Source organism: Phyllobacterium sophorae (assembly GCF_003010965.1).
In the GTDB taxonomy this organism is placed as follows: domain Bacteria; phylum Pseudomonadota; class Alphaproteobacteria; order Rhizobiales; family Rhizobiaceae; genus Phyllobacterium; species Phyllobacterium sophorae.
Map to the genome: position 1 here is coordinate 377,178 of NZ_PGGM01000003.1, position 15,659 is coordinate 392,836.

The following is a 15,659-nucleotide window of genomic DNA, read 5'->3' on the forward strand; positions in this document are numbered from 1 at the left end:
CCAATAAAGTGCTTCCGTTGATGCCTCCCATTCGGCACAACGAACCCGAAAGGAACGAGATGATGGCAGAACAACGAACATTCCTTGTGACCGGCGCCAGCAAAGGCATCGGACGCGCCTTGTCCGAACACGTTGCCGCGAAAGGTCATCATGTGATTGGCATCGCACGACGCGCAGACGACGCCCAGTTTCCCGGAAAGCTGATATCAGTCGATCTGGAGGATCGTCAGAAAGCGAGAGAAGCCTTTACCGATATTTGCACTCGCTACCCTATAGACGGTATCGTCAACAATGTCGGTTTGGTCCGACCGCAACGTCTTGGCGAGATCGAACTCGATGATCTTGATGCTGTTCTATGCCTGAATTTACATCCTGCCGTTCAAGCCGTGCAGGCGGCGCTACCTCATATGCGCGCCAATAGGTGGGGGCGTGTTGCCAATATTTCCAGCCTCACCGTTCTCGGCGTCGCCGAACGAACCGCTTATGCGGCGGCAAAGGCAGCGTTGATCAGCTTCACACGAACCTGGGCGCTCGAACTCGCGCGGACTGGTATTACGGTCAACGCGGTGGCACCCGGACCAACGGAGACCGAACTGTTTCGCGCGAACAATCCGCCCGGTAGCGACGGCGAAAAGCGCTATCTTTCGGCTGTGCCGATGCACCGGCTTGGAAAGCCGGGCGAAATCGCGGCGGCAATCGAATTCCTGCTATCGGAGGATGCCGGCTTCATTACGGGCCAGACACTTTTTGTGGATGGCGGCGCGTCTATCGGCAAAGCAATGCTCTGAAGCACATGCTTGCTGGGCAGTTCGGCACGATAACGGAGCGATCCGCTGTCGTGCATCTATGCTGACTTATGCACATTTTGTCTTCTAGGGAACAAATGAATTCCTCGCTGGCATCTTTATTCTCTCCTTGAGCGTCAATAGATTTGCAATATCGAACGCGATCGCGCGTCAACTCAGATTTGAGGAGCAGACAATGAGCAGCACAATTGCAGGGCAGAAACCGGTTCTGTTCGTTCTTACCAGCCATGGCATCAAAGGCGAAACCGGCGAAGCCACCGGCTTTTATCTCGGCGAAGTCACCCACCCCCTCGCCGTCCTCGTCGCCGCCGGCATCCCCGTCGAGTTCGTCTCGATAGACGGCGGCGAACCGCCGGTCGACGGTCTTGACCTCAACGACGCGACCAATGTGCGCTTCTGGAACGATGAAGGCTTCCGCGGCGCCATTCGCAATACACCGCGTCTCGCCGATGTTGATCCGGAACGTTACTCGGCCATCTTTTTTGCAGGTGGCCACGGGGCGATGTGGGATTTTCCGGTAAGCTCGGCCGTCAATAGCATCACCCGCGACATTTACGAGGCGGGCGGGGTTGTCGCCGCCGTCTGCCATGGCCCGGCGGCGCTGGTCAATGTCACGCTGAGCAATGGCACCCACCTTGTCGCCGGCAAGAATGTCGCCGCTTTCACCGATGACGAAGAGCGGGCCGTCAAGCTCGACAAGGTTGTCCCCTTCCTGCTCGCCAGCACGCTCACCGCCCGTGGTGCCCATCATCATCCGGCGCCCGATTGGACGTCCAAGGTCGTCGTCGACGGACGGCTGGTAACGGGCCAGAACCCGCAATCGGCAACCGGTGTCGGCGAAGCCGTACGCAACCTTCTTTCCGCTTAACATTCGCAAGTCACCAAGCTTGCACAATCACCATGACCTTCACTCCCCAAGCCTTAGGTGTTTGGGGATGCGGGCTGCTCATCTCTGGAGAAAAATCATGACGCTTATCCGCACTTTCGCAATCGCCCTCGCTCTGGGCACCAGCGCATTCAGCGCACATGCCGCCAACGTCCTGGTCGTGCTCTCGGATTCCGACCGTCTCGAACTGAAGGACGGCAAGGTTTTTGAGACCGGCTTTTATCTCAACGAACTGATGCAGCCCGTCAAAGCGCTGCTTGACGCCGGTCACGAGATCACCTTCGCAACCCCGAAAGGCACGGCGCCAACCCTCGACAAATCCTCGGTCGACAAGATGCATTTTGGCGGTGACGAGGCTGCGGTGCGGGAGAGCAGCGCCCTGCTCGACAAGCTCAAGCTAACATCGAACGGCGTCTCGCCGGTGATCAGCCTGGCCCGCGTTGAACAGATCGGCTACGATCACTTCGATGCCGTCTATGTCCCTGGCGGCCACGCTCCCATGCAGGACTTGCTTGTCAGCCCGGAACTGGGGAAGCTTCTCACCAATTTCCACACCAGCGGCAAGACGACGGCACTCGCCTGCCATGGCCCGATCGCCCTGCTTTCGGCCCTGCCCGACGCGAAAGGCTTCACCGGGCAGCTTGAAACGCAAGGCAGCGTTCAACAAAAGCCGGAGTGGATTTATGCCGGATACAAACTCACCGTCATCAGCAACCAGGAAGAAGAAATGGCCAAAGGTCTACTGAACGGCGGCGAGATGAAGTTCTATCCGCAGACGGCGCTGGAGCAGGCCGGCGCCGAATACCTGAGCAATCAAACACCCTTCACGTCGAACGTCGTCACCGACCGCGAGCTAATCACCGGCCAGAACCCGGCCTCTGCTTCGGCGGTCGCCGAAGAACTGCTGAAGCGGCTGAAATAGGCAGCACAGCGCAAAGATGAAAGCATCCCGGCAGCCATCCCGGCAACCGCACGCTGCGAGCCGGATGCGCTTTCGCCCAACATGAAGGATACAAGGATGACCAACAGCATCAAAGTTGTCGCGCGCGTTGTCGTAACGCCGGGACAGGAGGCCGCGTTCGAAAAGCACGCCGGCGCGCTCTCCATCGCAACCCGCAACGAGGACGGCTGCCTCTCCTACCACCTTTTCCGCAATCCGACGCAGCAGGGCGTCTACGTCTTCGTGGAAGACTGGGCGTCGCGATCCGTCTGGGAAAAGCACATGTCCTGCGAGCCAATCCGCGCCTTCAACAAGCAACTGTCGCCGGGCACGATCGCCCACATCGAAATTCAGGCGCTCGACCAGATCGCCTGACGTTAAACACCGTACAGAAGAGCGGGACATACAATGAACAAGCTGAACATCGGAATTGTCGGCACGGGATTTATCGCCGGTATTCTTGCACCGGCAATCCAGTCGTCCAAAAATGCGCAGCTGTCGGCCGTTTCCAGCCGGACGCTGGCGAAAGCAGAAATTTTCGCCGCCGACTATCCGGGCGTGGTTGCCGTTGAAGGGGCGGATTGGTTAATCGCGCGCGACGATGTCGATGCCGTCTACGTCGCGACGCCGACAGCGGCCAAGGAAGAGGTTGCAAGACGCGCACTTGCCGCAGGCAAGCATGTGCTGATCGAAAAGCCGCTCCATTCGAAGCAATCCTTCGAGCGGCTTTCGGCACTCGCCCGCGAAAAGGGTCTCGTGCTGATGGACGCCACCCATTTCGTCCATCATCCGCGCACAGCGGTGATGCGCGAACGGTGCGCCGAACTGATCGGCGCGCCGCGTTCCCTGCACACCATGTTCTATTTTCCGTTCTCGGACCGCGACAATATCCGCTTCGATCCTGACTATGAGCCGATGGGCGCCGTGGGCGACATGGCGTGGTATTCGATGCGGGCGGTCGTGGAATACCTGGCGCCGGAGGTGCTGGAGGACATCAAGGTCTTTGCAGAGCACGATAGGCAGTCGAGCGCGGTCATTCGCGCCACGGGCGTCCTGAAATTCGACAGCGGCAAAACCGCAACCTTCGACGTCGGCTATACCGCCGGCGCGGCGGTGATGGACCTCGCGCTGGCCGGAACGTCCGGCATTCTGACGCAGGACGACTTCGTTCTCGACTGGCACAGCGGCTTCGGCTTCGACAATCCCGATATTCAAACAGGTTTCGTGCACCGTTCCGGCATGGCCACGCGAAAGGACTTCGTTTTCATCGAGACGCCGAGCGAAAAATCGCAGCACGGCCTGATGATCGACAACTTCGCCAATCTGATCCGCAATGGCGATGACGCCGCGCGCGAGACTTGGCTGTCAGCGACCGCAAAGACGCAAGGCTTCCTCGATGCGATCTGGCGGGAGATCCAGTCACAGGGCTGAGCCCTTCCCCGGTAATGACCTCAAACAGAATACGAGAGAAAATTCATGAAAAGCCTGTTCGATTCCTACGATCTGGCGGGGCGCACCTTGCGCAACCGCCTTGTCATGGCCCCTATGACCCGCGCCCGCGTCGGGAATGGCATAGCCGACGCGCGGACCGCCCTTTACTACCACCAGCGCGCTTCCGCCGGGCTTATCGTCACCGAAGGAACGCCGATCTCTCAGGAGGGACAGGGCTTCGCCTTCGTTCCCGGCATCTGGTCGGAAGAACAGGTGAAGGGTTGGCGCCTCACGACCGACGCGGTGCATGGGGAAGGCGGAACCATCTTCGCACAGATCTGGCATGTCGGCCGGATGTCGCACACCTCGTTGCAGCCGTGCGGCAAGGCTCCCGTCAGCGCCACCGCCCGACCCGCGAGGGACGATAAGAGCGTGGCTTTCGCCTTCGATGAGAGCGGCAAGCCCGGTTTCGTGCAGACGAGCGTGCCGCGGGCGCTGGACGCAGACGAAGTCAGGCGCGTGGTGAACGACTTCGCCAATGCCGCCGCCAATGCGATCAGTGCCGGCTTCGACGGCGTGGAAATTCATGGCGCCAACGGCTACCTGGTCGAACAGTTCCTCAACCCGACGGTCAACGATCGTACCGATCGTTACGGAGCATCGACCCTGGAGGACCGGACGCGTTTCCTGCTTGAAACCGTTGACGCGGCAATCGACCGGATCGGATCGAGCCGTGTCGCGATCCGTCTGTCGCCCTATGGCCAATTGTTCCAGATGGGGCTGTATCCGGAAATCGAGGCGACCTATCTCCATGTCGCGGCGGAGCTCTCCAAGCGAAATCTTGCCTATGTGCATATCATGGACCAGGCGAGCCGGGGCGCGTCGCCCATGCCCGCAGGCTTTCTGCCAAAATTCCGGACGGCCTATTCGGGAATCCTCATCCTCGCGGGCGGGCTCGATCAGGCAAAGGCTGCTACAGTCTGTAATCGGGCGCGTTAACATCGAGTCTGCGCTTGAGGCTTTCCAGATGCAGCCGCGCACTTTCCGGATCGCCCTCCCGCATCTGTCTGGCGGTGGCGGCTGCAATTTCAGGATCGACCGCCAAAAGGGGCCGTCCAGTGCTCATCGCCTTCAACTGCACCTCCGCCGCCCGCTCAAGATAATAAAGATCATCCCACGCCTCCGCGATATTCGGCGCGCAGACCATGACGCCATGGTTTTTCATAAAAAGAATGTCCTTGTCGCCGAGCACGCTCGCCAGACGATCCCCTTCCCGTTCATCGAGCGCAAGGCCGTTATAATCCGCGTCAACCACGGTGCGACCGTAAAACTTCAGCGCGGTCTGCCCGGCCCAGACGAGCGGTTCGCCCTCGATCATGCTGAGCGCCGTCGCATTCGGCATATGGGTATGAAATGCAGCACCGATGCGCGGCGCCATCTTGTGCAGGCGGGCATGTATAAAGAAGGCCGTCGCTTCGGGCTCACCATCGCCGGACAGCACATTGCCCTCGAAGTCGCAGATTAGTAGGCTGGATGCAGTCGCCTCCTCGAAAGCCCAGCCGAGCCGGTTGACGAGGAAGAGGTCCGCATGTCCCGGCACGAGCGCTGAAAAATGATTGCAGATCCCCTCTTCCAGTCCATGCCGTGCTGCGGCCCGCAGACAGGCGGCCAGATCCACACGCGCCTGCCAAATCTCCTCCCCGTCGAGTTCGGCGTTTCGCAGGATCGCCGGCACGGCCTGTCCGCGTTTAAGTTCATGCGCCATGATAGAATCTCCGTAAGAACTATTGCCTATTCCATCCAGCCCGCTGCGGAAAGCAAGCCCGGAACCTCGTCAAGCCGGCCGACCGTTTCGTTCGGCACATAGTCGGCAAGCGGCTTCCGGCCGGTTCCGCGGTCGACCCATATCGTTCTGAAGCCACGCTCTCTTGCCGCGGCGAGATCGAGATGCGGACTGGCGCAGATATGAACCAGTTGCTCCTTTTCGACGCCAAGCTCTCTCCAGGCATGCTGGAAGATCTGCGTAGTCGGCTTGTAGGCGCCGGCCTGCTCCGCCGTAATAACGCGATCGATCGAACCGCCAAGCTGTGCGACATTTCCCGCGATGATTGCATCATCCGTGTTGGAGATGATGGCAAGTTTGAAACCCGCCGCCTTCAGTCTGGCCAAAGTGGCCACCACTTCCGGAAATGGCGGCATGCGACTGATGGATGAGGTGAGAATATCCGCGTCGCCGGCCGATGTCTCAAGAGAGAATTCGCCCATGGCAAGTGCAAGCGCCGTGGCGCTCACATCCTTGAACGTACGATGGGGCCGCTCCGCTTCAAGCCGATGCTCGTGCCGGTCGTAAACGGCGATGAAGGCATCCCGGTCGATGGAGCGGTCTTTTCCGGCAAGAACCTCGTCCACTGCCGCCAGCAGTCCCTCGTCCCATTGGATAAGGGTGCCGTAGCAGTCGAAGCTCAGCCATTCCGGCCGCGATCCTGAAAGTGTCATGTCGATCTCCTGATTGTCGCCGGAAAGCTTGACATCCGCCGTCCTTATTTGGAAATTAAATGTCAAAATATCTTTCATTGGAAAATCAAATGAGCTTCGGCTTCGATCTCGATCTCCTGCGTACCTTTATCGCCGTCGTGGAAGCGGGCGGGTTTACGCGGGCCGCGGAACGCGTTCATCTCACGCAGTCGACGATCAGTCAGCAGATCAAAAAGCTAGAGACGAACCTCGGCCATTCCCTCCTCATCCGCGACCGCGCAACGGGCAGCGTACGCACGACAGAGGAAGGCGAGCTTCTGCTGAGCTATGCGCGGCGCATATTGTCCGTCTCCGCCGAGGCGAACGAGGCGCTCGGCCGGTCCGTACCCTTGCCGAAGACCGTGCGGCTCGGCGTTCCCGAGGACTTCGCCGGGCGGCGCATGATCGACCTGCTCTCCGGCTTTGCGCAAACCTCGCCGCACACAAGGCTAGACACGATCAGCGGCTGGAGTTTCGAGTTGCGCCGGCTTCTTCAGGCGGGCGAAATCGACCTTGCTCTCGTCAAGCGCGAACCGGGCGATGGAACCTGCATTGCCAGGTGGGAAGAGCAACTGGTCTGGGTCGGCACCCGGTTGCTCAGCGCCAGCATCGATCCGGTTCCGCTTGCGGTGTTTCCCGCCGGATGCATCTACCGTGAGCGGGCAATACGCGCGATCGAAAGCGGCGGACGTCGCTGGCGCATCGCCTATTCCAGCCAAGGTTTGATGGGTGTCCAAGCGGCGGTCGCCTCGGGGCTCGGCATCAGCTTGCTGCCGAACGATGCGGTACTGCCCGAGCACTATCTGTTGAGCAGCGCCGACGGTTTTATACCGCAGCCCCCATCGGAACTCGCGCTGATCGGGGCCGCGAAAAAACTGGAACCAGCGGTGCTCGAGCTTGCGGATTTCCTCGTGATCAATCTGACGTCACTGCGGCGAACCCAGAGCGCCGCGTGAACTGATCCTAAATTTCCATTGATCTGAATTGCACCGGCGATTCCACCGCGCAGTATGTCATGGGCATCGCATTATGGGCGACTGGAGCGTATTGAAGCGCGGTTGCGGGGGCAGGATTTCATCTTAACTTGCGATCATCATCACCGTCCCATGCCCTTCTAAAATCACTTCCTACCAGCAACCATAGCGGACTATTTCGTACAGTTGCGTAACTGCGAAGTGCTAGCGCTGGATGGTCGTTGGATCTGCGACCCGTTGGACCAGTCGGGCGTCGAGCGTTTCGAACTTGTTAGCGACATCAAGCTCGTAGACGCCCGGACCGACGTCGGAAGAAACCCTTCCATCTGAGCTCTGCGGAAGGCGGCCGTAGATAGAAGCGAAGGCCGCGAAACCATCGTGGCCGGCTCCCGCCTGCGTGGCCAGATTAGTTATGTCGATCACGCGGAGGTTTGAATTCCGCGCTTCGACGAGAACTTGGGGGTCATCGATGTTGGCTGCGCCGGCGCGGAATTGCCCTCCGGCGATAAACCTGGATATCGACAGCGCCTGATCCTCCTTGGAGACGAGAACGGTGACGGGGGAGCGCAGGCGGCCGACGATCCGAAGTTGTTGAAGAAAGACTTCCGCGTCTATATCTGGCGCAGCGAGCGTGAGGTCGATGAGCTTGCCGAGGGTGCGTTCGTCTTTAGCGATCCGGATTTGCCGGACAGACTCCATTGTCAGCCAAGCCCCCATGCTGTGGGCGTAAAGCTTCATCCCCCTGACATGGCGGTCGGCAGCGACCCGCTCGACCACCCGGGCAAGCGCATCGCGCGAGAAGGTCACCGCATCTTTGTCTGCGAGATACCCGGTGACCGCTGCCTTCGAAGGCCATGAGAACAGCACTGCCGATCGCGCGACATGGACGTCGGCGGTGAGTTGCGCCGTGCGAAAGAGTGACTCCGGGAAGTTGTTGTTGAAACCGTGGACGAAGATGGCGACGTCACGGCCGAGCCCTTCTCCGCGGGCGGCAGTGGCCCCAACTTCCACAAAGAACCGCCTTTCATCAAGGCGCTCGGACGAGACAATCGCGAAGTGCCGGGTCGGGTCCGGCACATCCGTCGGCCATTCGATCTCGGTCGGTCGGTGGGTCGGCGGAATGGAGACGACATAGCGAACGTAGGTAGTTGTAGCCGTAATCCGGTCGGTCAAGAAGGTTGGTGCGCTCGGATCGGTTGCCCGCGTACCCGCCACGAAGATGGTAACGTGCTTCGCGCCCTCGACGGCAGTCACCGGAGTGAGGACGGATGAGCCGGGCCGCGAGGCGCAGGCGCCCAATGCAAGCGCTAGCGCCGTGATCAGTGCGACCGCCATGTATCGCCCGGATTGCTGTCGCCGCCTGATCGTCATCCTCTCCGCTCCTCATCCCACGGACCAGAGGCCGCAAGCGCCGTGAATCCGCGACAGTCATACCTTTCACTTGCAGTATGTACTGCCGGTATCTCCCAATATTCGGTCACGCAGCCCCACGTAATAATTGAAAGCTTTTGCCAGCTCCGCCGCGACGGTCGCATTGACCATAGTCTGAGGATCGTGGCTGCTCAAAATTAGCCAGTTGGTAGGGCAGATGATCGATCAGAACGAGAACCGAATCCTCAGGACGAAGGAGTGACTCCAGGTCATTGTGGAGCGCCATTTTTAATCCTTCTACTGAGGTCATCGATAGTGCGTGCGAAGCGCAGCAACCCCGTGCGCATAGCCCTCTTCTACCGTTCGATCGGGCGTCACTGTAGTCTCGCCGCGCGCGAAACTGTGTCCTGCAACCAGGAACGCAAGTGGAAGGATCGAAGATTTGCAAAGGCTCGTTGAGATCGCGGATGCCGCGACTTAACACCTAGTGATAAATACTATTCTCACTTGGCTGGGTAAGGCTCGATGTCCGCCGACCAATAGCGTTTGGCAATGTTCTGGCTGTTCCGGATAACGTGGTAGGCGATATCCGGATCTCCTCCTTGAAGAGTGTCCGGATCCGCACCACACATCAAACAATACATTTGCTGATGAACGACGCTTGCAAAATATTGCAGAACCGGCGTGGCGTCCTCCTGGCCGATTGCTCGCAGGTCATCGGCAGCCTGTTTGACCGCACTTTCCAAAGCCAACGAAACGGTAGCCGCCAACATCCTGTCCGCACGGCTAATGACGTCGGCGACTTCGCTTCCAGCCGACGTAAGGTCATGTCCATTATTTATCATTGTTCACCTCACGTATTGTTAGTGTACTTCAATTGCTGCCACAACGCCTACTCTGGCGGGTGCTGAGAATCGACAGATAGCTTTTGCCTTCCGCGTAAATTCGCGGACGTTAATGTGCCGAAAGATTGCCCGTTGCTGCTGTTCACTCCATCTTTGGGAACAGTCTTCTGACGTTCCCTTTCCTTCCGAGTGCTGCCGCGTTCCCTCGTCTTTCGCCTTCGGGGCGGCGACCCGAGATACCCCCCATCTTGCCGACCAACCTTTCAACGTGGTTGGTATCGTTGCCGTCATGGGTTGGGTAGTCCTGGTATTTGCAACATTCCGTCACCAAAGGCGGAACGCGCGCCGCCTGACTGCTCGCAATGGGAAACACCACGCCCTGCGACCGTCCGGTCCAACGCACCCGGACGGATAATCTGGTCAGCCCGAGTGCTGCAGCGGTAATGAAAGTCACCGCGATACAGACGTCTGACAGTACCAAGCCCGATAAATTGGTGGGTCGAACATCGATGCTGTGACCGGTCACCAACTCGGCCGGGCAGGCCTGATCGAAGAAGAACGGTTTCGCCATTTGCCGCTTCGGCGCCGGCAAAGCTGTCAGTCGCGATCTTGTTCCCGGCGTCTATACATGCTAGCAGTGACGATATGGACAGACTTTTTGCCAACGCCACGATGATGATGCTGCGCTCCTAGCGTGGCGGATTTTGTGCGCTTTTTATGCACCTTAGACCGCCCTTGAGGCGGTTTTTCATTGGTCGATCCGCCTTGAGGGACAATCAACCTTCAGAAGGATAGCCAATGAACAGCACGACGACTTACATCACTACCTCGATTCCATACGTCAATGCCGCACCGCATGTTGGTTTTGCGCTCGAACTCGTGCAGGCCGATGCTTATGCTCGCCATTCCCGACTTCTCGGCAACGACGTCAGGTTTCAGTGCGGGACGGATGATAATAGCCTGAAGAACGTCCGTGCAGCGGAGGCGGCGGGACGTCCCGTGGCCGACTTCGTCGGTGAAAATGCAGACCGCTTCGAAGAGCTTGGCAAGCGACTCCACATCTCAAACGATGCGTTCGTCCGCACATCCGCAGATTCAAGACATGCTGCCTGCGTTCATTCACTCTGGAACGCATGTGCGAAGAATGGCGACCTTTATCGAAAGAGCTATGAGGGCTTTTATTGCGTGGGCTGTGAGCAGTTCTACGACCTAACGGATCTCGATGACGGCCGATGCCCGGAGCACGGTATCCCGCTTGAAGTCGTGAAGGAAGAAAACTGGTTCTTCCGCCTCTCCCGATATGGCAACCGTATCCTCCACCTGATCGAGACCGAGGAGCTTCAGGTCGTACCGGTTCACCGGCGAAACGAGATACTTGCCTTGCTCCGGCGCGGACTCGAGGACATCAGTGTGTCGCGCAGTGCGGAAAGGGCACGTGGCTGGGGAGTGCCCGTGCCCGGCAGCGACGAAGTTATCTATGTCTGGTTCGATGCCTTGGCGAACTACCTGACAGGGCTCGGCTATGGTTCCGACGAGGCGCTGTTCAGTCAATATTGGGCACGCCAAGGCGAGCGCACTCACTTCGTCGGAAAGGGGATATCCAAGTTCCATGCGATCTACTGGCCGGCGATACGCCTTTCCGCTGGCCTACCGCTGCCATCGTCGATCTACGTTCATGGCTACCTGACCGCCAACGGGCGGAAGATCGGGAAATCGGCCGGCAACGGCATCGATCCTGATGGCCTCGTGGAGTGCTACCAGACTCCGGACGCATTGCGCTATTACCTGCTCCGCCATATCCGTTCGGCCGATGATGGGGATTTCTCCGAGGAACGGCTCGAGGCTGCGTGGTCGGGAGAACTCGGCGGGCAGCTTGGAAATCTCCTCAATCGGGTTCTCACATTACTGTCTTCGTCCTTCTCCGGTGTAACGCCAGCCGTTCCCAACAGTGTCCTTGTTCGCGAAGCAGCGCGCCTTCCCGAAAAGATCCTGGATGCCTTCGATAACTACGAACTTCACCTCGGCCTGACAGAAATCTTTTCCTATCTAGGGTCCGCGAACAGGGAGTTTACGCGGAAGGCGCCATGGTCTGATGCCAAGGCCTTGCTCGATGAACTCGATGAAACGGAACGAAAAATAATCTCCGATCGTCTTGGGGCAACTCTGGCGGAGCAGGTCTACGGCCTCGCCATCGTCGCTCGGTGTTTGCTCCCGTTTCTGCCTGAATCAGCTTCAAGGCTGCACGCGAAGCTGGGGATATGGAGCCCGGCAAGGTATGACGCTCCACTCGTTGTTAGCGGAGTGGAGACATCTTCTGGAGGGATTCTCTTTCCGCGGCAGACGGTGGTGCGAACGACGCCATGATTCAGCGCTGGTGTTTCCGGCAGGTGTCCGCGCCATGCGGGACCGCTATGGAATATCTTTGCCGGAGCGATTTCGTCGTCTTCGCTTCAGTCGGCTCTCACGCCCTCAGTGCAAGGAATGCTACTATCCTGCCCCGATCGTTAAAATAACTTGTCGGTATCCGACTTTCCCTCGCTAACGGACGGCGTTCCAAATCGTTCGATAAGCATCTCAGTGAGGGTTCGCACTTTTCGAGAGGGGTACTGGCCGGGCGGCCTCACCACGAAGATGCCGGCCGGCGGAATCGGATGACGCGTCATGATTGGCACCAGCGCACCCGAACTAATATGATCCGCGACCAACGGCTCTGGCAGATAAGCGACCCCGACTCCGTCCAGAGCGGCCGCTACGAGAGACATTGCGTTATCGGCTATGAAGCGTCCCTGGGGCCGCACCGTGACGATCTCGTCGCCATCCATGAACTGCCACTTCTCTGCGTCCCGCATTACGACCTGATGCTTCACAATCTCGTCCGGTGTCTCGGGAGCACCGTGAGCCTCGATATAGGCAGGACTTGCAACCAGCTTGCCAAAGATCGGTCCGATACGTCTTGCGACGAGGTTCGAGTCCGACAGATGCCCCAGCCGGATTGCGCAATCAAAACCCTCTCCCACGAGATCAACGAAGCGATCAGTATAGGAAGAGAGGATTTGTAGCTGCGGGTGTTGGCTGGCCATCCGGGAGAGGACGGGAGCAAAACAGGTCGGACCAAATGACAATGGGGCGGCTACGCGCATTCGGCCTCGAAGCTTACCGGCGGGCAGGATCGTTTCGCGGACCAGATCCAATTCAGCTGAGGTCCTGGCTGCGTAATCGCGGAACATGGCCCCTGCTTCCGTGAGCGCTATGCCACGGGTCGTTCTTGCAAATAGCTGTGCGCCGAGTTGTTCTTCTAGCCTGGTGATCCGCCGGCTGACCATCGACTTGGAGATGCCCAGTCGCAGCGCTGCAGATGATACTCCGCCCGCATCGGCAACTTCGACGAATATTCTTAGATCCTCAATTTCCACAAAGCGTTCCTTATTTTGCGACACGGCTTCACACGACCGAAGACTACCAAGGCAAAGAAGAGAATGACAACTTCGCTGCGGCTGACTCGCCCATGAGAGTATCCTCGCAACGTGCCTCACGAACATCAAATAGGATTTACTGCATAATCTTTCGTAACGGCTTCACCTCGTTTCTCCGTCCATCGCACGCCGTACCAGTGGCAGACGGCGGCGATCACCCATGAAAAATTTAACACAGGATGTGGCCATGGGCCGAAGGCTGAAAGGCAAAGAGATGATTGACCGACAGAAATACGCCGCCTCCTGTCTTTCAATAACGCTCGACCTCCGGTCCGAATCCAGAGCGCGGTTACTGCTGCTTTCGCTCGTCGCCTTCGCCTTCGCTCAATGGGACCACCGACCGGCATTGGCGGATGATTTTCGCTTTGAGCACGAGAGGCCTTCGATGAAAGCCGACCGGTCGCGGGAGGACTGGTCGCTTCTCGCAGATCCGAAACTGCGGACTCAGCCGCTGGACAGCCTTAAATACATTCCGTTGTTTTCTTCCAATCCCGACAGCTACATCTCGCTCGGGCTCAATCTGCGCGAAATCTTCGAAGTCAGTGATACGCCAGCTTTCGGAACCGTACGTGCGAATCCCGGAGACTCCTACTGGTTACAGCGCGCGCAGTTCCATATCGACGCCCACCTGAATGAAAACTGGCAAGTGTTCACGCAGTTCGAGGATGTGCGTGCGTTCGACAAGACGGTGGTCGGCCCGAACGACGCAAACCGGTTTGACCTTCGGCAAGCATTCATCGGCTATACGCAAGAGACCGACAGCGGAACGTTCAGGGCAAGGGTCGGCCGTCAAGACTTTGCGTTTGACCTTGAGCGGTTCGTTTCGACGCGCGATGGGCCGAATGTCCGCCAGTCATTCGATGCTGTCTGGGCCGGGTGGGAGACGGATGCATGGCGCTTTTATGGTCTTGTCAGCCGGCCCGTCCAGTATCGCGATGACCGCCCTTTCGATGATCGATCGAGCGGCGATGCAATGTTCAGCGGGGCTCGCGTGGAGCGGCAGCTGTCGCCGGATATCGAGGCCTCTGCCTATTACGCGCTTTATCAGCGCAAGGACGCCACTTTTCTCACCACGTCGGGTGAGGAGGACAGGCATATCCTCAATATCCGGACAGCCGGCAAATATGCCGGTTTCGACTGGGATGCGGAAGCGATGGGACAGGTTGGCAAGGTCGGTTCGACCGACATTCTGGCTTGGGCCGTTGGTGCGAGGACCGGCTACACCTTCGAGAATGCCAGCTGGTCGCCGCGGATCGGTCTGCAGTTCGACGTGGCGTCGGGCGACCGGGACGCAAGTGATGGCACGCTTGGCACTTTCAATCCGCTGTTTCCAAACGGCTTTTATTTCTCGCTAGGCGGCCATACCGGATACGCCAACCTCGTTCACATCAAACCATCGGTCACCGTTCAGCCGATAGAAGACCTGACCCTGATGGCCGGGGTCGGACTGCTCTGGCGACAGACGACACAGGACGCCGTCTACACCCTGCCAAGCATTCCCGTGGCTGGCACGGCGGGTCAGGGGTCGGCATGGACCGGAGCCTATTTGCAGGTCAGGGTGGACTACCGCTTCAATCCCAATCTCACGGGGTCGCTGGAGGCCGTCCATTATCAGGTCGGCTCGGCGCTTCGCGAAGCCGGAGGCACTGACAGCAACTATGTTCGAGCGGAATTGAAATACTCATGGTAGCGAATGCACAGCCCTACGCACCAACGCCGCCTTTCGCCGTGCCGGACATTCAGGGGCGATGGATCGGTCGTCTGATATGCAAGACGCGGTGCTGTACGATGAGGAAAGCCGGGTAGGATTCTTGGGCCGATATCGCAGCACCCATTCTCAGGACGCCGATTGAAACAACTCGACCAGCATCCTGTCATTGTCTCGGATGTAAGCGAAACGATCGCCGGAATTGTTGGGGACGGAGGACGGCGGTATGACGATTTCAACACCCTTAGCCGCCAGCGCGGGTATGGTCTCTTCCAGATCATCGACATTGAGCGCGAAATGGTTGACGCCACCGCGTTTCAGGAGTGTTTCCATTTCTTCTCGCTCGCTCGCCATCGGGGCAGCACCTTCGACTTGAAAGATTTCGAGCCGAGCTTCGCCGCGAACGAGCATGGCCACCTGCGCGCCAGGCAAGGTGAAACTGTACTGGTGCTCGAACCCAAGCTTATCTCGATACCAGTCAAGGCTAGCCTGCAGCTCGTTGACGACGACACCAACATGATGAAGGCGACGGACGAAATCTTCCATGTGATTTCCTGAGTTTTATTTTTCTCGCTTCAGATCCGATTCGAACCACCGTTATTATGGTTGCGGCAGTAAGTGCCCTGCCGGAAAGGACCGCCTTCATTAGAATTTCATGGCGTGGAGGTTAGTCCTGCATGGGCGAGCAGCATAGTCTCTCCAAATGCGAAA

Annotated in this window: 15 protein-coding genes and 2 pseudogenes; 9 read left to right on the forward strand and 8 right to left on the reverse strand. The window is 58.6% G+C overall.

Annotated elements, in window-relative coordinates:
- Positions 1–62 precede the first annotated feature (62 nt).
- From CU103_RS09550 to CU103_RS09575, 6 genes are all read left to right on the forward strand, one after another.
- Positions 63–788 (forward strand): SDR family oxidoreductase, encoded by a 726-nt coding sequence (locus tag CU103_RS09550; protein ID WP_106663664.1) that lies wholly within the window; start codon positions 63–65, stop codon positions 786–788.
- A 193-nt stretch (positions 789–981) separates the two neighbouring features.
- Positions 982–1,674, forward strand: coding sequence for a type 1 glutamine amidotransferase domain-containing protein (locus CU103_RS09555; protein ID WP_106663665.1), 693 nt, complete (start codon positions 982–984; stop codon positions 1,672–1,674).
- A 97-nt stretch (positions 1,675–1,771) separates the two neighbouring features.
- Entirely contained in the window at positions 1,772–2,614 is an 843-nt protein-coding gene (locus CU103_RS09560) for a type 1 glutamine amidotransferase domain-containing protein (RefSeq protein ID WP_106663666.1), read from the forward strand.
- A 96-nt stretch (positions 2,615–2,710) separates the two neighbouring features.
- Entirely contained in the window at positions 2,711–3,007 is a 297-nt protein-coding gene (locus CU103_RS09565; RefSeq protein ID WP_106663667.1) for a putative quinol monooxygenase, read from the forward strand.
- Positions 3,008–3,040: 33 nt separating this feature from the next.
- A complete protein-coding gene (locus CU103_RS09570) occupies positions 3,041–4,063 on the forward strand; it encodes a Gfo/Idh/MocA family protein (RefSeq protein WP_106663668.1) in 1,023 nt (340 codons plus the stop codon).
- A 45-nt stretch (positions 4,064–4,108) separates the two neighbouring features.
- On the forward strand, positions 4,109–5,062 hold the full coding sequence (locus tag CU103_RS09575; RefSeq protein WP_106663669.1) for an alkene reductase: 954 nt from the start codon (positions 4,109–4,111) through the stop codon (positions 5,060–5,062).
- On the opposite strand, the gene CU103_RS09580 is transcribed toward CU103_RS09575, so the two are convergent.
- Entirely contained in the window at positions 5,037–5,828 is a 792-nt protein-coding gene (locus CU103_RS09580) for an aldolase (protein WP_106663670.1), read from the reverse strand. The genes CU103_RS09575 and CU103_RS09580 overlap by 26 nt on opposite strands.
- A gap of 26 nt (positions 5,829–5,854) precedes the next feature.
- Complete coding sequence (locus CU103_RS09585; protein ID WP_106663931.1) at positions 5,855–6,559, reverse strand: haloacid dehalogenase type II; 705 nt, start codon at positions 6,557–6,559, stop codon at positions 5,855–5,857.
- A gap of 89 nt (positions 6,560–6,648) precedes the next feature.
- On the opposite strand from CU103_RS09585, the gene CU103_RS09590 reads away from it, so the two are divergent.
- Complete coding sequence (locus CU103_RS09590) at positions 6,649–7,533, forward strand: LysR family transcriptional regulator (RefSeq protein WP_106663671.1); 885 nt, start codon at positions 6,649–6,651, stop codon at positions 7,531–7,533.
- 222 nt (positions 7,534–7,755) lie between these two features.
- Here the strand turns inward: CU103_RS09590 and CU103_RS09595 are convergent, their stop codons facing one another.
- The 4 genes and pseudogenes from CU103_RS09595 to CU103_RS09610 form a co-directional block, all read right to left on the reverse strand.
- Positions 7,756–8,922 (reverse strand): alpha/beta hydrolase, encoded by a 1,167-nt coding sequence (locus CU103_RS09595; RefSeq protein ID WP_106663672.1) that lies wholly within the window; start codon positions 8,920–8,922, stop codon positions 7,756–7,758.
- Between the two features lie 126 nt (positions 8,923–9,048).
- Positions 9,049–9,208, reverse strand: a pseudogene (locus CU103_RS31990) (hydrolase); the annotation flags it as partial.
- Positions 9,209–9,425: 217 nt separating this feature from the next.
- Positions 9,426–9,767: a hypothetical protein gene (locus CU103_RS31995; RefSeq protein ID WP_106663673.1), complete on the reverse strand. Its 342-nt coding sequence runs from the start codon at positions 9,765–9,767 to the stop codon at positions 9,426–9,428.
- A gap of 326 nt (positions 9,768–10,093) precedes the next feature.
- Positions 10,094–10,362, reverse strand: a pseudogene (locus tag CU103_RS09610) (pirin family protein); the annotation flags it as partial.
- Between the two features lie 203 nt (positions 10,363–10,565).
- Here CU103_RS09610 and CU103_RS09615 point away from each other — a divergent pair.
- Entirely contained in the window at positions 10,566–12,131 is a 1,566-nt protein-coding gene (locus CU103_RS09615) for a methionine--tRNA ligase (RefSeq protein WP_106663674.1), read from the forward strand.
- Positions 12,132–12,271: 140 nt separating this feature from the next.
- On the opposite strand, the gene CU103_RS09620 is transcribed toward CU103_RS09615, so the two are convergent.
- The gene (locus CU103_RS09620; RefSeq protein ID WP_106663675.1) at positions 12,272–13,180 is read right to left on the reverse strand and encodes a LysR family transcriptional regulator; all 909 of its coding nucleotides are present in this window, start codon (positions 13,178–13,180) and stop codon (positions 12,272–12,274) included.
- A gap of 274 nt (positions 13,181–13,454) precedes the next feature.
- On the opposite strand from CU103_RS09620, the gene CU103_RS09625 reads away from it, so the two are divergent.
- On the forward strand, positions 13,455–14,930 hold the full coding sequence (locus CU103_RS09625) for an alginate export family protein (RefSeq protein WP_106663932.1): 1,476 nt from the start codon (positions 13,455–13,457) through the stop codon (positions 14,928–14,930).
- Between the two features lie 147 nt (positions 14,931–15,077).
- On the opposite strand, the gene CU103_RS09630 is transcribed toward CU103_RS09625, so the two are convergent.
- Positions 15,078–15,494, reverse strand: coding sequence for a VOC family protein (locus CU103_RS09630; protein ID WP_106663676.1), 417 nt, complete (start codon positions 15,492–15,494; stop codon positions 15,078–15,080).
- Positions 15,495–15,659 lie beyond the last annotated feature (165 nt).